Origin of the sequence: Pseudomonas sp. TMW22080, assembly GCF_022496745.1 — a bacterium.
GTDB lineage: Bacteria > Pseudomonadota > Gammaproteobacteria > Pseudomonadales > Pseudomonadaceae > Aquipseudomonas > Aquipseudomonas bubulae.
On record NZ_SCFF01000004.1, the window covers coordinates 133,192 to 153,203 of the forward strand.

Annotated in this window: 28 protein-coding genes; 19 read left to right on the forward strand and 9 right to left on the reverse strand. The window is 59.8% G+C overall.

What is annotated here, in order from left to right; genetic code table 11:
- Positions 1–22: 22 nt before the first annotated feature.
- Genes EQV96_RS14790 through pilG form a run of 3 tightly spaced genes read right to left on the reverse strand, consistent with a single transcriptional unit; the run spans position 23 to position 1,399 of the window.
- Positions 23–562 carry a chemotaxis protein CheW gene (locus EQV96_RS14790; RefSeq protein ID WP_094999866.1) on the reverse strand — a complete coding sequence of 180 codons (540 nt, stop codon included), beginning with the start codon at positions 560–562 and terminating at the stop codon, positions 23–25.
- A 10-nt stretch (positions 563–572) separates the two neighbouring features.
- Positions 573–950 (reverse strand): twitching motility response regulator PilH, encoded by a 378-nt coding sequence (gene pilH / locus EQV96_RS14795; RefSeq protein ID WP_095019611.1) that lies wholly within the window; start codon positions 948–950, stop codon positions 573–575.
- 41 nt (positions 951–991) lie between these two features.
- Positions 992–1,399 (reverse strand): twitching motility response regulator PilG, encoded by a 408-nt coding sequence (pilG, locus tag EQV96_RS14800; RefSeq protein WP_095019610.1) that lies wholly within the window; start codon positions 1,397–1,399, stop codon positions 992–994.
- A gap of 247 nt (positions 1,400–1,646) precedes the next feature.
- Here pilG and gshB point away from each other — a divergent pair, with 247 nt between their 5' ends.
- From gshB to EQV96_RS14835, 7 genes are all read left to right on the forward strand, one after another.
- Entirely contained in the window at positions 1,647–2,600 is a 954-nt protein-coding gene (gene gshB, locus EQV96_RS14805; RefSeq protein WP_094999863.1) for a glutathione synthase, read from the forward strand.
- Between the two features lie 76 nt (positions 2,601–2,676).
- Entirely contained in the window at positions 2,677–3,576 is a 900-nt protein-coding gene (locus EQV96_RS14810; RefSeq protein ID WP_094999862.1) for an energy transducer TonB, read from the forward strand.
- A 154-nt stretch (positions 3,577–3,730) separates the two neighbouring features.
- The gene (locus EQV96_RS14815) at positions 3,731–4,303 is read left to right on the forward strand and encodes a YqgE/AlgH family protein (RefSeq protein WP_094999861.1); all 573 of its coding nucleotides are present in this window, start codon (positions 3,731–3,733) and stop codon (positions 4,301–4,303) included.
- A complete protein-coding gene (ruvX, locus tag EQV96_RS14820) occupies positions 4,303–4,743 on the forward strand; it encodes a Holliday junction resolvase RuvX (protein WP_088378774.1) in 441 nt (146 codons plus the stop codon). Before EQV96_RS14815 ends, ruvX begins: the two co-directional genes overlap by 1 nt.
- 83 nt (positions 4,744–4,826) lie before the next feature.
- Positions 4,827–5,333, forward strand: coding sequence for a bifunctional pyr operon transcriptional regulator/uracil phosphoribosyltransferase PyrR (pyrR, locus tag EQV96_RS14825; RefSeq protein ID WP_094999860.1), 507 nt, complete (start codon positions 4,827–4,829; stop codon positions 5,331–5,333).
- Between the two features lie 12 nt (positions 5,334–5,345).
- On the forward strand, positions 5,346–6,350 hold the full coding sequence (locus EQV96_RS14830) for an aspartate carbamoyltransferase catalytic subunit (protein ID WP_094999859.1): 1,005 nt from the start codon (positions 5,346–5,348) through the stop codon (positions 6,348–6,350).
- Positions 6,347–7,618 carry a dihydroorotase gene (locus tag EQV96_RS14835; protein WP_094999858.1) on the forward strand — a complete coding sequence of 424 codons (1,272 nt, stop codon included), beginning with the start codon at positions 6,347–6,349 and terminating at the stop codon, positions 7,616–7,618. The genes EQV96_RS14830 and EQV96_RS14835 overlap by 4 nt, the downstream gene beginning before the upstream one ends.
- Before the next feature lie 92 nt (positions 7,619–7,710).
- Here EQV96_RS14835 and EQV96_RS14840 read toward each other — a convergent pair whose 3' ends face one another.
- Positions 7,711–8,127 carry a TM2 domain-containing protein gene (locus tag EQV96_RS14840; protein WP_094999857.1) on the reverse strand — a complete coding sequence of 139 codons (417 nt, stop codon included), beginning with the start codon at positions 8,125–8,127 and terminating at the stop codon, positions 7,711–7,713.
- A 252-nt stretch (positions 8,128–8,379) separates the two neighbouring features.
- Here EQV96_RS14840 and EQV96_RS14845 point away from each other — a divergent pair, with 252 nt between their 5' ends.
- The 11 genes from EQV96_RS14845 (at position 8,380) to EQV96_RS14895 (ending at position 16,130) form a co-directional block, all read left to right on the forward strand.
- The gene (locus tag EQV96_RS14845) at positions 8,380–9,027 is read left to right on the forward strand and encodes a C40 family peptidase (RefSeq protein ID WP_094999855.1); all 648 of its coding nucleotides are present in this window, start codon (positions 8,380–8,382) and stop codon (positions 9,025–9,027) included.
- A 119-nt stretch (positions 9,028–9,146) separates the two neighbouring features.
- The gene (locus EQV96_RS14850; RefSeq protein WP_095019608.1) at positions 9,147–9,833 is read left to right on the forward strand and encodes a YggS family pyridoxal phosphate-dependent enzyme; all 687 of its coding nucleotides are present in this window, start codon (positions 9,147–9,149) and stop codon (positions 9,831–9,833) included.
- 33 nt (positions 9,834–9,866) lie between these two features.
- The gene (gene proC, locus EQV96_RS14855; RefSeq protein WP_094999853.1) at positions 9,867–10,685 is read left to right on the forward strand and encodes a pyrroline-5-carboxylate reductase; all 819 of its coding nucleotides are present in this window, start codon (positions 9,867–9,869) and stop codon (positions 10,683–10,685) included.
- A gap of 11 nt (positions 10,686–10,696) precedes the next feature.
- Positions 10,697–11,284 carry a YggT family protein gene (locus EQV96_RS14860; RefSeq protein WP_094999852.1) on the forward strand — a complete coding sequence of 196 codons (588 nt, stop codon included), beginning with the start codon at positions 10,697–10,699 and terminating at the stop codon, positions 11,282–11,284.
- Positions 11,284–11,574, forward strand: a complete 291-nt coding sequence (locus tag EQV96_RS14865) for a DUF167 domain-containing protein (protein ID WP_095019607.1) — start codon at positions 11,284–11,286, stop codon at positions 11,572–11,574. Before EQV96_RS14860 ends, EQV96_RS14865 begins: the two co-directional genes overlap by 1 nt.
- 187 nt (positions 11,575–11,761) lie before the next feature.
- Positions 11,762–12,901 carry a homoserine O-acetyltransferase gene (locus EQV96_RS14870; RefSeq protein ID WP_094999850.1) on the forward strand — a complete coding sequence of 380 codons (1,140 nt, stop codon included), beginning with the start codon at positions 11,762–11,764 and terminating at the stop codon, positions 12,899–12,901.
- Positions 12,902–12,908: 7 nt separating this feature from the next.
- Complete coding sequence (gene metW, locus EQV96_RS14875) at positions 12,909–13,529, forward strand: methionine biosynthesis protein MetW (RefSeq protein ID WP_016782543.1); 621 nt, start codon at positions 12,909–12,911, stop codon at positions 13,527–13,529.
- A 26-nt stretch (positions 13,530–13,555) separates the two neighbouring features.
- On the forward strand, positions 13,556–13,993 hold the full coding sequence (locus EQV96_RS14880) for a DUF4426 domain-containing protein (RefSeq protein ID WP_094999849.1): 438 nt from the start codon (positions 13,556–13,558) through the stop codon (positions 13,991–13,993).
- On the forward strand, positions 13,990–14,586 hold the full coding sequence (gene rdgB, locus EQV96_RS14885; RefSeq protein ID WP_094999848.1) for an RdgB/HAM1 family non-canonical purine NTP pyrophosphatase: 597 nt from the start codon (positions 13,990–13,992) through the stop codon (positions 14,584–14,586). Before EQV96_RS14880 ends, rdgB begins: the two co-directional genes overlap by 4 nt.
- Entirely contained in the window at positions 14,583–15,797 is a 1,215-nt protein-coding gene (gene hemW / locus EQV96_RS14890; RefSeq protein WP_095026639.1) for a radical SAM family heme chaperone HemW, read from the forward strand. The genes rdgB and hemW overlap by 4 nt, the downstream gene beginning before the upstream one ends.
- A gap of 9 nt (positions 15,798–15,806) precedes the next feature.
- Positions 15,807–16,130 carry a DUF3392 domain-containing protein gene (locus tag EQV96_RS14895; protein ID WP_016782547.1) on the forward strand — a complete coding sequence of 108 codons (324 nt, stop codon included), beginning with the start codon at positions 15,807–15,809 and terminating at the stop codon, positions 16,128–16,130.
- A 164-nt stretch (positions 16,131–16,294) separates the two neighbouring features.
- Here EQV96_RS14895 and trmB read toward each other — a convergent pair whose 3' ends face one another.
- From trmB to EQV96_RS14915, 4 genes are all read right to left on the reverse strand, one after another.
- Positions 16,295–17,017 (reverse strand): tRNA (guanosine(46)-N7)-methyltransferase TrmB, encoded by a 723-nt coding sequence (trmB, locus tag EQV96_RS14900; protein ID WP_094999846.1) that lies wholly within the window; start codon positions 17,015–17,017, stop codon positions 16,295–16,297.
- Positions 17,018–17,026: 9 nt separating this feature from the next.
- Positions 17,027–17,821 (reverse strand): thiazole synthase, encoded by a 795-nt coding sequence (locus tag EQV96_RS14905; RefSeq protein ID WP_019828053.1) that lies wholly within the window; start codon positions 17,819–17,821, stop codon positions 17,027–17,029.
- Between the two features lie 59 nt (positions 17,822–17,880).
- Positions 17,881–18,081, reverse strand: a complete 201-nt coding sequence (gene thiS / locus EQV96_RS14910) for a sulfur carrier protein ThiS (RefSeq protein ID WP_016782550.1) — start codon at positions 18,079–18,081, stop codon at positions 17,881–17,883.
- A gap of 80 nt (positions 18,082–18,161) precedes the next feature.
- Complete coding sequence (locus EQV96_RS14915) at positions 18,162–18,533, reverse strand: DUF423 domain-containing protein (protein ID WP_094999845.1); 372 nt, start codon at positions 18,531–18,533, stop codon at positions 18,162–18,164.
- 78 nt (positions 18,534–18,611) lie between these two features.
- Between EQV96_RS14915 and mtgA the strand changes: the two genes are divergently transcribed.
- Positions 18,612–19,334 (forward strand): monofunctional biosynthetic peptidoglycan transglycosylase, encoded by a 723-nt coding sequence (gene mtgA, locus EQV96_RS14920; RefSeq protein WP_095019618.1) that lies wholly within the window; start codon positions 18,612–18,614, stop codon positions 19,332–19,334.
- A 122-nt stretch (positions 19,335–19,456) separates the two neighbouring features.
- Here mtgA and EQV96_RS14925 read toward each other — a convergent pair whose 3' ends face one another.
- Positions 19,457–19,957, reverse strand: coding sequence for an ATP-dependent zinc protease (locus EQV96_RS14925; RefSeq protein ID WP_095019604.1), 501 nt, complete (start codon positions 19,955–19,957; stop codon positions 19,457–19,459).
- Positions 19,958–20,012 lie beyond the last annotated feature (55 nt).

A 20,012-nucleotide genomic window follows, 5' to 3' on the forward strand; every position in this document is an offset into this window, starting at 1 on the left:
CGTTTTAAAGCTGAAAGCCTGCTCATACGGCCACCGCCCAGAACTGTGGCGCCCGGGCCAGGGCAAACGGGCTGAACACCCACCACAGGTGCTCAGCGGCAAAGTGCCCTTGCACATAAGGTGCAAATACCGGGTGGGGCAAGGTTTGCGTATCCGTATTGAGGTCGGCATGGGCGAAGTGCTGCATGCCCTGCACTTCATCGACCTGCAAGCCGACAAACACGTCTTTGTATTCCAGCACCAATACACGGCGCTGTTTACGCAAGGGTGACAGCTCGACCCCGAAAAAACCGCACAGATCCATGATCGGCAGCAGTTGCCCACGCAAATTGGCCACGCCCTTGACCCAGGGTTTTACCCCGGGCAGCAGGGTGAACCGTGGTTCATGCAGGATCTCGGCAATTTCGCCCATCGGCGCCACAAAACAATGCTCGCCGATGCGAAAACCAATACCGCTCCAGGTGTCGAGCTGCGCCTGTGCAGGCGCCAGACCCGCCGCCAGCGAGCGACAACGCTGGTCGATCTCAAGCAGCAGTTCGAAGGCTGTCAGTGCGCCGGGCATAGGGTGACCGTCATTTAGGAGGGTTTTCTTCCAGGATTTGTTTCACCTTGAGGATCAGTTGCTCTTCATCCACCGGTTTGGTCAGGTAGCCCTTGGCACCCTGGCGCTGGGCCCAGACCATGTCGGTTTCCTGATCCTTGGTCGTCACGACGATCACCGGGATGTTGCCGGTTTCCGGATCTTTTGTGAGCTGACGCGTCGCCTGAAAGCCGTTGAGGCCCGGCATCACAATGTCCATCAAGACCACATCGGGCTTTTCCTGACGCGCCAGGGCAACACCGTCTGCGCCGTTTTCGGCCTTGAGCACTACATGGCCGTGCTTTTCGAGCATGCCGGTCAATTTGTACATTTCAGTCGGCGAATCATCGACGATCAGAATGCGAGCCATGGTGTTCCCCATTTATCAGGTGGTTGGCCGGCTGGCCGGTGTTATTGGGCACTTTGGGTGATAGTGAAGGCTGGCACATGTGCCTTGATTGCGCTCAGCAGTTCGTCGCGACTGAAGGGCTTGGTCAAAAATTGATCAGAGCCAACAATCCGCCCCTTGGCCTTGTCGAACAGACCGTCCTTGGACGACAACATGATCACCGGGATCGACTTGAAAGCCCGGTTGCTCTTGATCAGGGCGCAGGTCTGATAGCCATCCAGGCGCGGCATCATGATGTCGACAAAGATAATATGCGGGTGGTGGTCGACAATCTTGGCCAGCGCATCAAAGCCATCGATGGCGGTAATCACCTCGCAGCCCACGTTTTTCAACAGTGTTTCGGCGGTGCGGCGAATGGTTTTCGAATCGTCGATCACCATCACCTTCAAGGCGCTGGAATGCTTTTCCATATCTGCTCTACCATCGCCAAGGCGACCCGTTTTGTTACAACTGTACGGCCTGAAACCCCAACTCCTTGATGGACAAGGGCTGCAAGCACTGTGCGAGCCTTTTTAGCACAGTCACGACCTTCAATCTATCGAAGGGCTGCGGGCTGACTGGAGCAGGCGGTTTTTCCTTGACCGGGGCCACACTCAGCGCCACTCTGGCGCCACTTTTCAAAGCCTTTGCGCCCACTATTTATTTGAGGAATTTGCCATGAGCGTTCGAGTCGGGATTGTCATGGACCCCATTGCGGGCATCTCCTATAAAAAGGACAGCTCGCTGGCCATGTTGCTGGCAGCCCAGGACCGTGGCTGGACCCTGTTCTACATGGAGCAGCAAGACCTTTACCTGAATGAAGGCAAGGCCCGGGCCCGCATGAAGCCGCTGAAGGTGTTCGCCAACCCGCAAAAGTGGTTTGAGCTGGACGCCGAGACCGACACGGCCCTGAGCGATCTGGACGTGATCCTGATGCGCAAGGACCCGCCCTTCGACATGGAGTTTGTGTACTCCACCTACCTGCTGGAACAGGCCGAGCGCGATGGCGTACTGATCGTCAACAAACCGCAGAGCCTGCGCGACTGTAACGAAAAACTGTTCGCCACCCAGTTCACCCAATGCACGCCGCCAACCGTGGTCAGCCGCCGCGCCGACGTGCTGCGTGAATTTGCTGCCTTGCACGGTGACGTGATCCTCAAACCGCTGGACGGCATGGGCGGCACCTCGATTTTCCGCCACCGAGTGGGCGACCCGAACCTGTCGGTGATTCTCGAAACCCTGACCAATAACGGCACTCAGCAGATCATGGCGCAGGGCTATTTGCCGGCGATCAAGGATGGCGACAAACGCATCCTGATGATTGACGGCGAGCCGGTAGATTACTGCCTGGCGCGTATTCCGGCGCAAGGTGAGACCCGCGGCAACCTCGCCGCAGGCGGTCGTGGCGAAGCCCGCCCGTTGAGCGAAAAGGACCGCTGGATTGCAGCTCAGGTCGGCCCGACGCTGCGTGAAAAGGGTCTGCTATTTGTAGGTCTGGACGTAATCGGTGAGCACCTGACTGAAATCAACGTTACCAGCCCGACCTGCATCCGCGAGATCGATAATGCGTTCGGCACCAATATCGGCGCCCTGTTGATGGATGCGATAGAGCGCAAGCTCGCTGCACGCTGATCTGCAAGCCCTATAAAAGACCAACATTGCGCTATCATGGGCACCCCGTGAAACCCGCGATGTTGGTCTTTTTGCCATGACACCTCCCAACGACCTGCCCCCCGAACTCGGCCATAAAGGCGTGCGTGCGGCCGATCGCCTCGGATTTACCCTGTTTGTCGCGGCACTGCTGCATATTGCAGTGATCGTCGGCGTGGGGTTCAACATGGAAGCGCCCAAACAGATCAGCAAAACCCTGGAAATCACCCTGTCCACGTTCAAAAGCGAAAAAGCGCCGGAAAAAGCCGACTTTTTAGCCCAGGACAACCAGCAGGGCAGCGGCACGCTGGACAAGAAAGCCGTGCCCAAGACGACGGAAATCGCCCCTTTCCAGGACAACAGCGTCAAGAAGGTCACCCCGCCGCCTGCCGCCAAACCCGAACAGACCCAGGCCGCACCCAAGGCCGCCGTGACTACCGTGGCGCCCACGGCAAAAAAAGCCCCGAGCCAGCCGCAGAAGGTCAAGACCGAAGCGGCACCCAAGGCCAGCATTCCAACGTTCGACAGTTCCCAGCTGTCCAGCGAGATTTCCAGCCTCGAAGCCGAACTGGCCAACGAGCAGCAGCTGTACGCCAAGCGCCCAAAGATCTACCGCATGAGCGCGGCTTCGACCATGCGCGACAAGGGCGCCTGGTATAAAGAAGACTGGCGTAAGAAGATTGAACGCATCGGCAACCTCAACTACCCCGAGCAGGCACGCCGGGAAAAGATCTACGGCAAACTGCGCCTGCTGGTGTCGATCAACCGCGACGGTTCGCTGCATGAAGTGCTGGTGCTTGAATCGTCGGGCCAGCCGCTGCTGGACCAGGCGGCACAACGCATCGTGCGCCTGGCGGCACCTTTTGCCCCCTTTACCGGTGATCTGGCGGACATCGACCGGCTGGAGATCATCCGCACCTGGAAATTCGCCGAAGGCGACCGCCTGTCCAGCAACTGAAGCACTGTGGGAGCGGGCTTGCTCGCGATTGGATCGCTGCGTTTTAACGTTAAACCGCGCCGCCTGTATCGCGAGCAAGCCCGCTCCCACAAAGACCCAGGAATCTTGAGCTGCAAACTTGTCAGTTCACGCTGCCAGCGCCACACTAAGACTCATGAAAAAACACGCGCCGACTTACCTCAAGCATCAATTCCTGATCGCCATGCCCCATATGGCCGACCCGAACTTTGCCCACTCCTTGACCTACATCGTCGAGCACACGGCCAATGGTGCCATGGGGTTAATGATCAACCGTCCGCTGGAACTGAACCTGGCGGATGTTCTTGAGCAGTTGCGCCCGGAAAAACTTTCTTCACCCCTGTGCCAGCACGTGCCGGTCTTCGGTGGCGGGCCTGTCATGATCGACCGTGGCTTTGTCCTGCATCCGGCCAGCATGAACTTTGACGCTACAGTCGAACTCGACGACGGGCTGGCCCTGAGTACCTCTGCCGATGTGTTGTTCAGCATTGCCGACGGCCGCGGCCCGAACCGCAGCCTGATCTGCCTGGGCTATGCCGGCTGGGATGCTGGCCAGCTGGAGGCCGAATTGGCCGACAACGCCTGGCTGACCTGCCCCTATTCCGCTCATATCCTGTTTGATACCCCAAGCGAGCTGCGCCTCGACGCAGCCGCCAAACACCTCGGAGTGAACCTCAATTTGTTAAGCACCCAAGCAGGCCATTGCTGATGGCCAGCCTTCGTTTACTGCTGGGCTTCGACTACGGCACCCGCTCCATCGGCGTGGCTGTGGGCCAGATGATTACTGGCCAGGCCCGCGAACTGTGCAACCTGAAAGCCGAGAATGGCATCCCCAAGTGGGAAGAAATCGAAAAGCTGATCAAGGAGTGGCAGCCCGACGCAATGGTGGTCGGCATGCCCCTGAACATGGACGGCACCCCGAGCGACTTCTGCGCCCGGGCGCAGAAATTTGCCAATCGTCTGAATGGCCGCTTCAATTTGCCGGTTTTTACCCATGATGAACGCCTGACCACCTTCGAGGCCAAGGGCGAGCGCCGGGCCCAGGGCGGCCAGCGCGGCAGCTACCGCGACAACCCCGTTGATGCCATCGCCGCCAAACTGGTGCTGCAAGGCTGGCTCGACGAAAACCCGGCGCACTCTCAAGACTGACCCGGCGCTTGTACAATTGACCCGCCTCATTGTTTGCGCCCGCCGCCGCACGTTCTGCTGCGCGGGCCTTTTAAGGAGCCACCATGATCCTGCCTGTTCCCGCTGAACTGATCTCCCAGATGGCCCTTGATCTCAAGGCCCACCTGGCCCGTCGCGGTATCACCGAACCACGTTACATCGGTATCCGCACCGGCGGCATCTGGGTTGCCCAGGCGCTGCTCAAGGCGCTGAACAGCGAGGCCCCGCTGGGCACGCTGGACGTGTCGTTCTACCGCGATGATTTCAGCCAGAACGGCCTGCACCCGCAAGTGCGGCCTTCCGAATTGCCATTCGAAATTGAAGGCCAGCACCTGGTGCTGATCGACGATGTGCTGATGAGCGGTCGGACCATTCGCGCAGCGCTGAACGAGCTGTTCGACTATGGTCGTCCGGCCAGCGTGACCCTGGTCAGCTTGCTGGACCTGGACGCCGCCGAGCTGCCGATCCGTCCGGATGTGGTGGGCGCGACCTTGTCGCTCAAGCCGAGCGAGCGGGTAAAATTGTCCGGCCCCGCGCCACTGACACTCGAACTTCAAGACCTAGCCCTCTAAGAGACCATTGCGATGACGCCTACAGACGCCAAGCGCCCGCTGCAGCTCAATGATCAGGGCCAGCTGCGCCACTTTCTGTCGCTCGACGGTTTGCCCCGTGAACTGCTGACAGAAATCCTCGACACCGCCGACTCGTTCCTTGAAGTCGGCGCCCGAGCCGTGAAAAAAGTCCCGTTGTTGCGCGGCAAGACCGTGTGCAACGTGTTCTTCGAAAACTCCACCCGCACCCGCACCACCTTTGAAATGGCCGCCCAGCGCCTGTCGGCCGACGTGATCACGCTGAACGTGTCGACCTCGTCGGCGAGCAAGGGCGAAACCCTGCTCGACACCCTGCGCAACCTAGAAGCCATGGCCGCCGACATGTTTGTGGTGCGCCACGGTGACTCCGGCGCCGCGCACTTCATTGCCGAGCACGTGTGCCCGCAGGTGGCAATCATCAACGGCGGCGACGGCCGCCATGCCCACCCGACCCAGGGCATGCTCGACATGCTGACCATCCGTCGGCACAAGGGCGGCTTCGAAAACCTGTCGGTGGCCATCGTCGGTGACATCCTGCACTCGCGGGTGGCACGTTCGAACATGATCGCCCTCAAGACCCTGGGTTGTAAGGACATTCGCGTTATCGCGCCGAAGACCCTGTTGCCGATCGGCATCGAGCAGTACGGCGTGAAGGTCTACACCGACATGACCGAAGGCCTGAAAGACGTGGATGTGGTGATCATGCTGCGCCTGCAGCGCGAGCGCATGTCCGGTGGCCTGCTGCCGAGCGAAGGCGAGTTCTACCGCCTGTTCGGCCTGACCACCGCCCGCCTGGCCGGGGCCAAGCCTGATTGCATCGTGATGCACCCGGGGCCGATCAACCGGGGGGTCGAGATTGAATCCGCGGTGGCCGATGGCCCGCACTCGGTGATCCTCAACCAGGTGACCTATGGCATTGCCGTGCGCATGGCGGTGTTGTCCATGACCATGAGCGGGCAAACCGCCCAGCGCCAATTCGAACAGGAGAACGCCCAGTGAAGCTCAGCATTCTCGGCGCCCGTGTAATTGATCCGACCAGCCAGCTGGATCAAGTGACTGACCTGCACCTGGAGGCCGGCAAGATCGTTGCCATTGGCGCAGCGCCAGCCGGTTTCACCCCGACGCAAACCATCGAAGCCAAAGGCCTGGTGGCCGCCCCCGGGCTGGTTGACCTCAACGTTGCCCTGCGTGAACCGGGCTACAGCCGCAAAGGCACCATCGCCAGCGAGACCCGCGCGGCTGCGGCCGGTGGCGTCACCAGCCTGTGCTGCCCACCGCACACCAAGCCGGTGTTGGACACCTCGGCCGTTGCCGAGCTGATCCTTGACCGCGCCCGCGAAGCCGGTAATTGCAAGGTGTTCCCGATCGGTGCATTGAGCAAAGGCCTGGACGGCGAGCAACTGGCCGAACTGATCGCCCTGCGCGACGCGGGCTGCGTGGCATTTGGCAACGGCCTCAACAGCTTCAGCAACACCCGCACTCTGTGCCGGGCACTGGAGTACGCCGCCACGTTCGACCTGACGGTGATCTTCCACTCCCAGGACCGTGATCTGGCCGAAGGCGGGATTGCCCACGACGGTGCAATGGCTGCGTTCCGAGGCTTGCCGGGCATTCCGGAAACCGCCGAAACCGTAGCCCTGGCCCGCGATCTGCTGCTGGTTGAGCAAAGTGGCGTGCGCGCACACTTCAGCCAGCTGACCAGCGCCCGTGGCGTGGCCCTGATCGCTCAGGCCCAGGCTCGTGGCCTGAAAGTCACTGCGGATGTGGCGTTGTATCAGCTGATTCTGACTGACGAAGCACTGGTGGATTTTTCCAGCGTTTACCATGTGCAACCGCCACTGCGCACCCGCGCCGACCGTGACGGCCTGCGCGAAGCTGTGAAGTCGGGCGTGGTGCAAGCCATCTCCAGCCATCACCAGCCCCACGAACGCGATGCCAAACTGGCACCGTTCGGCGCGACCGAACCGGGCATGAGCAGCGTTGAAGTGCTTCTGCCGCTGGCGATGACACTGGTAGAAGACGGTTTGCTCGACCTGCCGACGCTGCTCAACCGCCTGAGCGCTGGCCCGGCTGACGCCTTACGCCTGCCAGCCGGCAAACTGGCAGTGGGTTCGGCGGCGGACCTGGTGCTGTTTGACCCGGCGGCCTCGACCCTGGTCGGTGAACAATGGCACTCCAAAGGCGACAACTGCCCGTTCCTCGGCCATTGCCTGCCGAGTGCCGTGCGTTACACGCTGGTGGATGGGCGGATCAGTTACGAAGGCTAACGCGCTACCAATAACCTGTAGTCGTGGGAGCGAGCCTGCTCGCGAAGATCATTCGCGAGCAGGCTCGCTCCCACAGAGGCAGGATTTGTGTCTTAACGACGCTCTGCGTTCTTGATCGAAATCTGATCGTTCAGAGTCCAGAAGTCATACAGGACACCGATCAGGAAAAAACCGCCGGTGAACAGGTAAATGATCCCTGTGATCCATTTGCCCATGTACATCCGATGTACGCCCAAGACGCCCAGAAACGTCAGCAGAATCCAGGCCACGCTGTAGTCAGTATTACCTGCGGTAAACCGCAAGTCGGCTTCACGGTCCATGCTCGGGATCAGGAACAAGTCGATCAACCAGCCAATACCCAACAAGCCCAGGGTGAAAAACCAGATCGTCCCGGTTACCGGCTTGCCGTAATAAAAGCGGTGCGCGCCCAGGAAACCAAAAATCCACAGCAAATAGCCCAGCACTTTGCTGTGAGTATCGCGCTGAACATCGTCTCGATAGCCGCTCATAAATGCCCTCTTTGCTGCTGATAGAAAAATATTGTGAAGTTTTTTGTGACTTTTTTACTGTCGTGCAAAAGGTAAAAGTGTCTTACAGAAATTGGCGCAAAGCCTTGTGTTACCTGACCTGCACCCTCGCCATGCGACAATTTGCCATCATCGTTACGGAAATTGACCCTACAGTCCACCTGACAAATGGCCTGAGAAAGGACAAAAAAGCTGTTATAAAGTTTCGCGTTTATAACCATTGAGCCCTGCCGAATGCGTCCTATATTCAAGACATGGCTAACCATTTGCCTATTATTGCCACTGGCCGCCCACGCCACCAATCGTGAGCAACACCTTCCTTCGGGCTTCACCGGCTACACCGCAAAGTCATCTGCGAGTGCGCCTTATGTTGCCTCTACCAGCAAGACCGTAGCACGTCCTGCCTCCAGTAAAGCCCACCGCAAGGCCCCGGGCAAAATTGCGGCCGCTTCCCTGGCCGCCGCCAACAAGCAGAGCAGCACGGTGCTGAGCCGCGCCGTCAACGTGCTGGGCACCCCTTATCGTTGGGGCGGCAGCAGCCCAAGTAAAGGGTTCGACTGCAGCGGGCTGGTCAAATACGCCTTTAATGACGTGGCCGCCGTTGATTTGCCACGCACCTCCAGCGAAATGGCCAGCGGCCATGGCCAAAAGGTCGAGCGCAAGGACTTGAAGCCTGGCGACTTGCTGTTTTTCAACATCAAGAGCCGCAAGGTCAACCACGTTGCCATCTACCTGGGCAACGACCGCTTTATCCACGCTCCGCGTCGCGGCAAGTCGGTGACTATCGACACGCTGCAAAAGCCTTACTGGCAGAACCACTATGTGGTTGCCAAGCGTGTGCTGCCTAAAGAGAAAGGCGCGCTGCAGGTTGTGCAACGCTAAGCGCAGGCAAATCATGCAGCCGCTGGAAGCGGCTGCATGCCAACCAGGTCAGCGATATCCATCCCCCCTCCCAATTCCAGTAGAATGCCGCTGACTTTCACAACAGCGGGCTTACACGAATGTCCACGATAGCAGGCAACATTGCCCGGGTTGAGGCGCGCATCCGTGCAGCCGCACTGGCTGTGCAACGTGATGTAACGAGCATTCATCTACTCGCTGTCAGCAAGACCAAACCTGCTGGCGCGCTGCGTGAAGCCCATGCCGCGGGCATTCGCGACTTTGGCGAAAACTACCTGCAGGAAGCCCGCGCCAAACAGCTCGAATTAGCCGACCTGCCCTTGTGTTGGCACTTCATCGGCCCCATTCAATCGAACAAGACGCGCGACATCGCCGAGCATTTTGCGTGGGTGCATTCCGTTGACCGGCTCAAAATTGCCCAGCGCCTGTCTGAACAGCGCCCGGCAAACCTGCCGCCGCTCAATATCTGCATTCAAGTCAATGTCAGCGGTGAGGCCAGCAAGTCGGGCTGTACCCCGGCAGACCTTCCTGCGCTGGCGGCCGCCATCAGCGCCCTGCCACGCTTGAAACTGCGCGGCCTGATGGCGATACCCGAGCCCACGGAGGACCGCGCCGAGCAGGACGCAGCCTTTGCGACAGTACGCACATTGCAAGAAAGCCTGAACATGGGCCTTGATACGCTTTCAATGGGCATGAGCCATGACCTGGAGTCTGCGATTGCCCAAGGCGCCACCTGGGTACGCATCGGCACTGCATTATTTGGCGCCCGCGACTACGGCCAGGCCTGAAACGGCCTGTCTCATTTTTTATAAGGATCGGTTATGAGCAAAATGCGTATTGCCTTTATCGGCGCCGGCAACATGGCTTCCAGCTTGATCGGCGGCCTGTTGGCCAAAGGCCTGGATGCAGCACAGATCCGCGCCAGCGATCCGGGTGCCGAGACGCGGGCCAAAGTGGCCGCCGAGCATGGCATCGAACTGTTTGCCGATAACGCGCAAGCCATTCAGGACGCCGATGTGATCGTGATCGCGGTCAAGCCACAGGCCATGAAAGCCGTGTGCCAGGACCTGCGCCCGCACCTCAAGCCCCATCAATTGCTGGTATCCATTGCCGCCGGCATTACCTGCGCCAGCCTGCTTGACTGGCTGGGCAACCAGCCGCTGGTACGCTGCATGCCCAACACCCCGGCCCTGCTGGGCAAGGGCGTAAGTGGCCTGTTTGCCACCGCCGATGTTACCGCCGAGCAACGCCAGCAGGCTGAACAACTGCTAAGTGCCGTGGGCATTGTGGTGTGGGTGGACAGCGAAGCGCAGATCGATGCCGTGACTGCCGTGTCCGGCAGCGGCCCGGCGTACTTCTTCCTGTTGATCGAAGCCATGACCGATGCCGGCGTCAAGCTCGGCCTGCCCCGTGACGTGGCCAAGCAGCTTGCCGAGCAGACTGCACTGGGTGCCGCGCACATGGCCGTGGCCAGCGATGTCGATGCTGCCGAGCTGCGCCGCCGCGTGACCTCGCCTGCCGGTACTACTGAAGCAGCGATCAAGTCATTCCAGGCCGACGGCTTTGCCGCCACGGTCGAAAAAGCATTGAGTGCGGCCGCGCACCGCTCGGCCGAAATGGCCGAACAACTGGGTCAATAAAGGAGCACATGATGTCCGGACTTAATGGCGCTGCCATTTTCGTGATTCAAACCCTGGGTAGCCTCTACCTGCTGATCGTACTGCTGCGGTTTATCCTGCAACTGGTGCGGGCGAACTTCTACAACCCGCTGTGCCAGTTCATCGTCAAGGCCACCCAGCCGCTGCTCAAGCCGCTGCGCCGGGTGATCCCGAGCCTGTTCGGCCTGGACATGTCATCGCTGGTACTGGCGATCATCGTGCAGATGGTGATCTTCGCCGTGGTCCTGACGCTCAGCTACATGTCGTTCAACGTCTTTGGCCTGCTGCTCTGGGCGATCATTGGCGTGACTGCGCTGTTTTTGAAAGTGTTCTTCTTCGCCATGATCATCAGCGTGATCCTGTCGTGGGTGGCACCCGGCAGCACCAGCCCTGGTGCTGAACTGGTCAACCAGATCACCGAACCTGCCCTGGCCCCGTTCCGCCGCTTCCTGCCAAGCATGGGCGGCCTGGATATCTCGCCCATCCTGGCGTTTATGGTGATCCAGCTGATTCAGAGCTTCGTGATCCCGCCATTGGCCATGTACGTCGGCATGCCGGTCATCTTGTTCGGCCTGATCTGATGAGCTACTACCGTTGGGACGGCGAGGACCTGATTCTCGACTGTCACCTGCAACCCAAGGCCAGCAGCGACGAGTTCGCCGGCCTGCACGGTGACCGCCTGAAAATCCGTCTCACCGCCCCACCGGTAGAGGGCAAGGCCAACGCCCACCTGATGGCCTTTCTGGCCAAGGCGTTCGGCATAGCCAAAAGTCAGGTCAGCCTGGTGAGCGGCGAGCTTAACCGGCAGAAACGCGTGCGCTTGCATGCACCCAAAAAACTGCCGGACTTGCCGGGGCTGGCCAGGCCCTGAACCTGTGTGAGCGGGCTTGCTCGCGATACTGGCACCGCGCTCGGTCGACAAACTGCGGTGATGCAATCGCGAGCAAGCCCGCTCCCACAGAGTTTGGCTACAGGTCATAAAATCAGCCCAGACCATTGCTTGCTGCTACGCCCCCCGCTCATTAGACTTACGCCTCATTTAAATGAGAGCAGGGTCGATGCCAGCTGCCTTTCCCCCCGATTCCGTTGGTCTGGTCGTGCCGCAAACAGCGCACTTCAACGAGCCCCTGGCGCTAGCCTGCGGTCGCTCACTGCCTGCCTATGATCTGATCTACGAAACCTACGGCCAGCTCAATGCCTCGGCCAGCAACGCCGTACTCATCTGTCACGCACTGTCAGGGCACCATCACGCGGCGGGCTACCACAGCGCCGATGATCGCAAGCCCGGCTGGTGGGACAGTTGCATCGGTCCCGGCAAGCCAATCGATACCAACAAGTTCTTCGTCGTCAGCCTCAACAACCTGGGCGGCTGCAACGGTTCTACCGGCCCAAGCAGCATGAACCCTGAAACCGGCCGGCCGTTTGGCGCCGAGTTCCCGGTGTTGACCGTTGAAGATTGGGTCCACAGTCAGGCTCGCCTGGCTGACCGGCTGGGCATCAGCCAATGGGCTGCCGTGATCGGCGGCAGCCTGGGTGGCATGCAGGCGCTGCAGTGGAGCATCAGTTACCCTGATCGCCTGCGCCATTGCCTGGCGATTGCCTCGGCGCCCAAATTGTCCGCGCAAAATATCGCGTTCAACGAAGTCGCTCGTCAGGCCATCCTTACCGACCCCGAGTTCCACGGCGGTTCGTTCCAGGAAAAAGGCGTGATTCCCAAGCGCGGCCTGATGCTGGCACGCATGGTCGGGCATATCACCTACCTGTCCGATGACTCGATGGGCGAAAAATTCGGCCGTGGCCTGAAGAACGAAAACCTCAACTACGACTTCCACAGCGTCGAGTTCCAGGTCGAGAGCTACCTGCGTTATCAGGGCGAAGAGTTCTCCGGGCGTTTCGACGCCAACACTTACCTGTTGATGACCAAGGCGCTGGACTACTTCGACCCGGCGGCCAACTTTGACGACGACCTGGCCAAAACTTTTGCCGGGGCCAAGGCACGCTTCTGCGTGATGTCGTTCACCACCGACTGGCGCTTCTCGCCGGCCCGCTCGCGGGAGCTGGTGGATGCATTGATGGCCGCGAAAAAAGACGTCTGCTACCTGGAAATCGACGCTCCGCAAGGCCATGACGCCTTTCTGATCCCGATTCCGCGCTACCTGCAAGCCTTCAGCAATTACATGAACCGCATAGAACTGTGAGAACGCCATGAGAGCCGACCTGGAAATCATCCAAGACTGGATCCCCGCCGGCAGCCGCGTGCTCGACCTTGGTTGTGGTGATGGCGAACTGCTGAGCTGGCTGCGCGACAACAAGCAAGTCACCGGTTACGGCCTGGAAAACGACCCGGACAACATTGCCGAATGTGTGGCCAAGGGCATCAACGTCATCGAGCAGGACCTCGACAAGGGCCTGGGCAACTTCGCCAGCAACAGCTTTGATATCGTGGTCATGACCCAGGCGCTGCAAGCCGTGCACTACCCCGACCGGATCCTCGATGAAATGCTGCGCGTCGGTCGCCAGTGCATCATCACCTTTCCGAACTTCGGCCACTGGCGTTGCCGCTGGTACCTGGCCAGCAAGGGGCGGATGCCGGTCTCCGAATTCCTGCCTTACACCTGGTACAACACGCCGAACATTCACTTCTGCACTTTCGAAGACTTCGAGGCGCTGTGCCGCGAGCGCGAAGCACAAGTGATCAACCGCCTTGCCGTAGATCAACAACACCGACACGGGTGGGCGAGCAAGATATGGCCTAACCTGTTGGGCGAGATTGGCATTTATCGTGTCAGCAGTCCCGGCCTTCAGGATCATCAGGTCGCGGTCTAAACCAGCAAGTTCTAAGGAGAGTGACAATGGGTCGTATTGGATTACTACTGCTTTCGATGTGTTTTGGCATGCAGGCTTTTGCCGGTGACGGCACATCTGCCCAGCGTCAACAGACGTTTGGCGACACAACGGTGTATTACAACGCGTTCCCGTCGACTTTCCTGACGCCGGAAATCGCCAACGAATTTGAAGTCACCCGCAGCAAAACCAATGCGGTGCTCAACATCACCCTGAACAAGGGCGGCAAGAACATTGCCGCCAACGTTCAAGGCACGGTCCGGACGGGCGATGCCAAGCCGATACCCTTGACCTTCCGTCAGGTGGGCAAGAACGGCGAAATCAATTATCTGGCCCAGTTCCCGGTGGCCGGGCCGCAGACCTTCACCTTCAAAGTGGATGTGAAGGCAGGCGGCGCTACCTCTGAAACCATCCAATTTTCTCAAATGGTCGCTCCAATCGAATGATGAACCTCACGCAACTGGTACTGGCTAGCCACAACGCCGGCAAACTCAAAGAACTTCAGGCCATGCTCGGCGAGTCGGTGCAGTTGCGCTCGATTGGAGAATTCAGCAGCGTTGAGCCGGAAGAAACTGGCTTGTCGTTTGTTGAGAACGCAATTCTTAAAGCCCGCAATGCCGCACGCCTCTCGGGCTTGCCGGCACTGGCCGACGACTCGGGGCTGGCCGTGGACTTTCTCGGCGGCGCGCCGGGCATTTATTCGGCACGTTATGCAGACGGCAAAGGCGACGCGGCCAACAACGCCAAGCTGCTCGACGCCCTCAAAGACGTGCCCGAGGCAGAGCGCGGTGCACAGTTTGTCTGCGTGCTGGCACTGGTACGCCACGCCGACGACCCGCTGCCGATCATCTGTGAAGGCCTGTGGCACGGGCGCATCCTGCCTGCAGCCAGCGGCGAACACGGTTTCGGCTATGACCCGCTGTTCTGGGTACCAGAGCGCAACTGCTCCAGCGCCGAACTCAGCCCCACGGAGAAAAACCAGCTGAGCCACCGTGCGCGCGCCATGGTTTTGCTGCGTCAGCGTTTGGGCCTGAAATGACCCACGACACACCTCCACAGCCGCTCTATCTGGGCGCGGCTGGCTTTACCCAGCAGGCGCCGCGCGCGCCGCTGAGCCAATTGCCCCCTCTGTCGCTGTATATCCATATTCCGTGGTGCGTGCGCAAATGCCCGTATTGCGACTTCAACTCCCACACCGCCAGCCCGGTGCTGCCCGAAGAAGAATACGTCGACGCGCTGCTGGCCGACCTCGATCAGGACCTGCACGCTGTTTATGGTCGCGAGCTCAGCTCGATCTTCTTCGGCGGCGGCACACCGAGCCTGTTCAGCGCACACGCTCTGGGGCGCCTGCTAAAAGGCGTTGAAGCGCGCATCCCGTTTGCCAGTGATATCGAAATCACCCTGGAAGCCAACCCGGGCACATTCGAGCAGGAAAAGTTCGTGGCTTACCGCAAGCTGGGCATCAATCGCCTGTCGATCGGTATCCAGAGCTTCCAGCAAGAGAAGCTGCAGGCCCTGGGTCGCATCCACAACGGCGATGAAGCTGTGCGTGCAGCCTCAATGGCGCGACTGGCGGGCTTTGACAACTTCAACCTGGACCTGATGCACGGCTTGCCCGATCAGTCCCTGGAGGACGCCCTGAGCGACCTGCGCCAGGCTATTGCGCTCAAGCCGACGCATCTGTCGTGGTATCAGCTGACCCTGGAGCCCAACACGGTGTTCTGGAACCAGCCCCCCGTGCTGCCGGAAGACGACACCCTGTGGGACATTCAGGAAGCCGGTCAAGCGCTGCTCGCCGAGCACGGCTACACCCAGTACGAAGTGTCGGCCTACGCCCAGCCCGGCCGGCCGGCGCGGCACAATCTCAATTACTGGAGTTTCGGCGACTTTATCGGCATCGGCGCTGGCGCCCACGGCAAACTGAGCCATCCTGATGGCCGTATCGTGCGCACCTGGAAAACTCGTCTGCCAAAGGACTACCTGAATCCAGCGAAATCCTTTCAAGCAGGAGAGAAAGCTCTTACAGCAGAAGAGCTGCCATTTGAGTTTCTAATGAACGCCTTGCGCCTGACCGACGGCGTTGACTCGGCGCTCTACCCTCAGCGCACGGGGTTACCACTGGACAGCTTGAGCACTGGACGCAAAGCAGCCGAACAAAGTGGCTTATTGCAGGTCGAACCGTCACGCCTGGCGGCAACTGCCCGGGGCCAGCTGTTTCTCAATGACCTGTTGCAGCACTTTTTGACCTAAGGAAATCGAATGGACTTGGTACTCGACCTGCTTGCCAACGTATCGCGCTGGAGCCGCAGTCACCTCTCGGAGATCGCTCTGGCCTTGATTGGCTGTGTACTGGTGCTGTTCGGTGCCGACTTCAAGGGCTGGGTCGAACAACGTCTGGGCAGCATTGCGGGCGCCCTGCGCGTGCCGCTGATGGCCCTGCTTTGCCTGATCGGCAGCGGTGCGGCCCTGATCTACGCCACGCCCTGGGTCGAACGCGGGTTGAGCCAGTTCAACAACTACAGCCTGGCACCGGTGCTGTTGGTGGTGCTGGTATTGATCGGGGTGGTGGCGGATCGGCGCTGAAGAACACCCAGGATATCGTGTGGGAGCGGGCTTGCTCGCGATACAGGCTACGCGGTGCATCTGATTCACCGCTGTGGTGCCATCGCGAGCAAGCCCGCTCCCACAGATTTCGTACGAACTTCACCGACCCCAAAGCAGGGTGGGGCCGGTGATTGAAAAACCGCTTAAGCCAGTTTTTCGAACTTCAAATCCCACACACCGTGCCCAAGACGTTCGCCGCGGCGTTCGAACTTGGTCACCGGGCGCTCAGGCGGACGTGGCACGCACTTGCCATCTTCAGCCAGATTGCGGTAACCCGGGGCGACGTTCATCACTTCCAGCATGTATTCAGCATACGGTTCCCAGTCGGTAGCCATGTGCAACACGCCGCCAACCTTGAGCTTGGAGCGTACCAGTTCGGCGAAGGACGCTTGCACGATCCGGCGCTTGTGGTGACGGCTCTTGTGCCAAGGGTCCGGGAAGAACAGCAGCAGGCGATCAAGGCTGTTGTCTGCCACGCAACGGGTCAGGACTTCGATTGCATCGCAATCGTATACCCGCAAGTTGGTCAGGCCCTGGGTCAACACGCCGTTAAGCAGCGCGCCCACACCCGGACGGTGAACCTCTACGCCGATAAAGTCCTGCTCAGGCGAAGCCGCTGCCATTTCCAGCAGGGAATGGCCCATGCCAAAACCGATTTCCAGGGTGCGCGGCGCAGAGCGACCAAACACCTGGTCGAAATCGACCGGTGCGTCAGCCAGTGGCAGTACATACAGCGGCGTACCTTGATCGAGGCCGCGTTGCTGGCCTTCGGTCATGCGCCCGGCGCGCATCACAAAACTCTTGATGCGACGGTGTTGGCGATCGTCGCCTTCTTCCGGGATTGGGGTGTCTAGTGATTCAGTCATCAGTGGCTCTTACTTGATCAGACCATCCAGCGGCGAAGAGGCGCTGGCATAGAGTTTTTTCGGCATGCGCCCGGCCAGGTACGCCAGGCGGCCCGCCACAATGGCGTGTTTCATGGCTTCGGCCATGATGATCGGATGCTGGGCATTGGCGATGGCCGAGTTCATCAGCACCGCTTCGCAGCCCATTTCCATGGCGATGGTCGCGTCGGAGGCAGTGCCCACACCCGCATCGACCAGTACCGGAATTTTTGCTTCTTCAAGGATGATGCGCAGGTTGTAGGGATTGCAGATCCCCAGACCGGTGCCAATCAGGCCAGCCAGCGGCATCACGGCAATACAGCCCATGGCTTCCAGCTCGCGGGCAATGATCGGATCATCGCTGGTGTATACCATTACGTCGAAACCGTCCTTGACCAGAATCTCGGCGGCCTTGAGGGTTTCGATCACGTTGGGGAACAGGGTTTTCTGGTCGGCCAGCACTTCAAGCTTGACCAGCTTGTGGCCATCGAGCAGTTCACGGGCCAGGCGGCAGGTACGTACGGCTTCAACCGCGTCATAGCAGCCTGCAGTGTTGGGCAGGATGGTGTAGCGATCCGGCGGCAACACATCGAGCAGGTTCGGCTCGCCCGGGTTCTGACCGATGTTGGTGCGGCGTACGGCGACGGTGACGATCTCGGCACCCGAGGCTTCAATGGCCAGGCGGGTTTCTTCAAGGTCACGGTACTTGCCGGTGCCCACCAGCAGGCGCGACTGGTAGGTACGGCCGGCCAGGGTAAAAGGCTTGTCGCTGCGAACGTTGCTCATCGGGAATCCTCTTTAATTATGTGCACTTGCGGGTCGAGCATGATGGGCAGGGCAAAAACCTAGCCGCCACCGATGGCATGCACCACTTCGACCTGGTCACCGGCTTTGAGTACCGTCTCGGCATGCTGGCTGCGCGGGACAATGTCCAGGTTCAGCTCGACCGCAACCCTGCGGCCGGTCAGTTCCTGACGGGCCAGCAAGTCGGCGACGGTCTCGCCGTCGGGTAGTTCAAAGGATTCACCGTTCAACTGAATGAGCATGCGCGACGCTGCCTTCATTTTAAGGGGCCAGCATTCTAGCCCGATCAGTCAGGCCGACCCAAGCCATTCATCTTGCAGGCTCAGCTCAGGCGCCAGGCGGCCAGCCCTAAACACAGCCAGCCGGCCAGAAATGCCAGGCCGCCGAAGGGCGTGATGATCCCCAGCTTGCTGATGCCGGTCATGGTCAGCACATACAGGCTGCCGGAAAACAGCACAATGCCGACAGCAAAACAGACACCTGCCCAGGTCACCAGGCGCCCGGGCAGATGAGTGGCCAGCAAGGCCACGCCAAACAGGGCCAGGGTGTGGACCAACTGGTAGGTCACGCCTGTATGAAAAATAGCCAGATACTGTTCAGTCAGGCGGCCTTTAAGGCCATGGGCCGCGAAAGCACCCAAAGCAACACCGGTAAAGCCGAAGAATGCGGCCAGCATCAAAAAAACGCGCAGCATGGGGTTACTCCAGTCAGGATCATGGAATGGCGCAGGGTCTGTATAATGGCCCGCTCAACGGGTTCGGCCAAGTCATCCATGCTGCGTTTTCTTGTTCATCGCTTTCTCAAGGTCCTGCTCTGGTTCGCAGTGGGCAGCGCATTGCTGGTGCTGGTTTTTCGCTGGGTACCGCTTCCCGGCACGGCGCTGATGGTCGAACGCAAGGTCGAGTCATGGCTTGACGGCCAGCCGATTGACCTGCAGCGCAGTTGGCGGCCGTGGGATGAAATATCCGACGAACTGAAAGTTGCGGTCATGGCAGGTGAGGATCAGAAATTCCCCGAGCACTGGGGTTTTGACTTCGGGGCGATCAGGGCTGCGCTGATCCACAACGAACAAGGCGGAACGCTGCGCGGTGCCAGTACGCTGAGCCAGCAAGTGTCGAAGAACCTGTTTTTGTGGTCCGGTCGCAGCTGGCTGCGCAAAGGCCTGGAGGCCTGGTTTACCGCGTTGATCGAGGTGTTGTGGCCCAAGCAGCGGATTCTTGAGGTGTACCTCAATAGTGCGGAGTGGGATGAAGGCGTGTTCGGCGCCGAGGCTGCAGCGCAGCATCACTTTGGCGTGAGTGCCAAAAACCTTACGCGCCAGCAGGCCAGTTATCTGGCGGCCGTGCTGCCCAGCCCGCTGAACTGGAGTGCAAGCCACCCCAGCACCTATGTCAGCCGCCGCGCCGGGTGGATTCGTCAGCAGATGAGCCAGTTGGGGGGCGACAGCTATCTCACCACACTGAACAACTCACGCAAGGCGCCTTGGGCGGGCTAACCTGAAAATCTGCAAGCCCCTCACCCCAGCCCTCTCCCAAAGGGCGAGGGGGCCGATCTCCAGCGAATTCAAAATCCGCGTCAACCCCGATCAAGCGGCTGGGGTGAGGGCCAAGCACTCACTCAGCAATCCGGTTTGTCCGCTGTATAGCGCCGCGCCGGGTTTACCGCCGCACCAAACTCACGCAGTGCCTTGGCGCCAATCAACAGCGGGTAGTTGAAGCTGCTCCGGTCGGTGAGGTTGACCTCCACCGTGCGTTTGACATCACCCAGGCACATTTCCAGATCGACCACCGGGCGCTTGGCGCTTTCGGGGGTTTCCCGGTCTTCATCTTCATCGGCGCGGCTTTTGATCTTGCTGATGCGCGCCACCTTATGTTCATACACTTTGCTGCTGGCACCTTCGGTGGCCAGCTGGAAGCGCACCCACTCTTCACCGTCACGGGTAAAGGTCTGGATATTTTTGGCCGACAGCGACGCGGTCAAGGCACCCGTGTCCATCTTGGCTTTAAGGGTCTCGCCGATTTCCGGCAATTTGATGTACTCGTAACGCCCGTAAAGGGTCGGCTCGGCGGCCATCACCGGCAGCGCCAATACAGACAGCAACGCAAGAACAGACTTCATGCAGGCATTTCCTTTGAAAAAGTAAGAGTTAGACCACTTATCCACAGTAGGTTCA

Coding starts and splice junctions, on each gene's coding strand:
- EQV96_RS14790 (WP_094999866.1), bottom strand. CDS start 562: ATGCCCGGCGCACTGACAGCCTTCGAACTGCTGCTTGAGATCGACCAG.
- pilH (WP_095019611.1), bottom strand. CDS start 950: ATGGCTCGCATTCTGATCGTCGATGATTCGCCGACTGAAATGTACAAA.
- pilG (WP_095019610.1), bottom strand. CDS start 1,399: ATGGAAAAGCATTCCAGCGCCTTGAAGGTGATGGTGATCGACGATTCG.
- gshB (WP_094999863.1), top strand. CDS start 1,647: ATGAGCGTTCGAGTCGGGATTGTCATGGACCCCATTGCGGGCATCTCC.
- EQV96_RS14810 (WP_094999862.1), top strand. CDS start 2,677: ATGACACCTCCCAACGACCTGCCCCCCGAACTCGGCCATAAAGGCGTG.
- EQV96_RS14815 (WP_094999861.1), top strand. CDS start 3,731: ATGAAAAAACACGCGCCGACTTACCTCAAGCATCAATTCCTGATCGCC.
- ruvX (WP_088378774.1), top strand. CDS start 4,303: ATGGCCAGCCTTCGTTTACTGCTGGGCTTCGACTACGGCACCCGCTCC.
- pyrR (WP_094999860.1), top strand. CDS start 4,827: ATGATCCTGCCTGTTCCCGCTGAACTGATCTCCCAGATGGCCCTTGAT.
- EQV96_RS14830 (WP_094999859.1), top strand. CDS start 5,346: ATGACGCCTACAGACGCCAAGCGCCCGCTGCAGCTCAATGATCAGGGC.
- EQV96_RS14840 (WP_094999857.1), bottom strand. CDS start 8,127: ATGAGCGGCTATCGAGACGATGTTCAGCGCGATACTCACAGCAAAGTG.
- EQV96_RS14845 (WP_094999855.1), top strand. CDS start 8,380: ATGCGTCCTATATTCAAGACATGGCTAACCATTTGCCTATTATTGCCA.
- EQV96_RS14850 (WP_095019608.1), top strand. CDS start 9,147: ATGTCCACGATAGCAGGCAACATTGCCCGGGTTGAGGCGCGCATCCGT.
- proC (WP_094999853.1), top strand. CDS start 9,867: ATGAGCAAAATGCGTATTGCCTTTATCGGCGCCGGCAACATGGCTTCC.
- EQV96_RS14860 (WP_094999852.1), top strand. CDS start 10,697: ATGTCCGGACTTAATGGCGCTGCCATTTTCGTGATTCAAACCCTGGGT.
- EQV96_RS14865 (WP_095019607.1), top strand. CDS start 11,284: ATGAGCTACTACCGTTGGGACGGCGAGGACCTGATTCTCGACTGTCAC.
- EQV96_RS14870 (WP_094999850.1), top strand. CDS start 11,762: ATGCCAGCTGCCTTTCCCCCCGATTCCGTTGGTCTGGTCGTGCCGCAA.
- metW (WP_016782543.1), top strand. CDS start 12,909: ATGAGAGCCGACCTGGAAATCATCCAAGACTGGATCCCCGCCGGCAGC.
- EQV96_RS14880 (WP_094999849.1), top strand. CDS start 13,556: ATGGGTCGTATTGGATTACTACTGCTTTCGATGTGTTTTGGCATGCAG.
- rdgB (WP_094999848.1), top strand. CDS start 13,990: ATGATGAACCTCACGCAACTGGTACTGGCTAGCCACAACGCCGGCAAA.
- hemW (WP_095026639.1), top strand. CDS start 14,583: ATGACCCACGACACACCTCCACAGCCGCTCTATCTGGGCGCGGCTGGC.
- EQV96_RS14895 (WP_016782547.1), top strand. CDS start 15,807: ATGGACTTGGTACTCGACCTGCTTGCCAACGTATCGCGCTGGAGCCGC.
- trmB (WP_094999846.1), bottom strand. CDS start 17,017: ATGACTGAATCACTAGACACCCCAATCCCGGAAGAAGGCGACGATCGC.
- EQV96_RS14905 (WP_019828053.1), bottom strand. CDS start 17,821: ATGAGCAACGTTCGCAGCGACAAGCCTTTTACCCTGGCCGGCCGTACC.
- thiS (WP_016782550.1), bottom strand. CDS start 18,081: ATGCTCATTCAGTTGAACGGTGAATCCTTTGAACTACCCGACGGCGAG.
- EQV96_RS14915 (WP_094999845.1), bottom strand. CDS start 18,533: ATGCTGCGCGTTTTTTTGATGCTGGCCGCATTCTTCGGCTTTACCGGT.
- mtgA (WP_095019618.1), top strand. CDS start 18,612: ATGCTGCGTTTTCTTGTTCATCGCTTTCTCAAGGTCCTGCTCTGGTTC.
- EQV96_RS14925 (WP_095019604.1), bottom strand. CDS start 19,957: ATGAAGTCTGTTCTTGCGTTGCTGTCTGTATTGGCGCTGCCGGTGATG.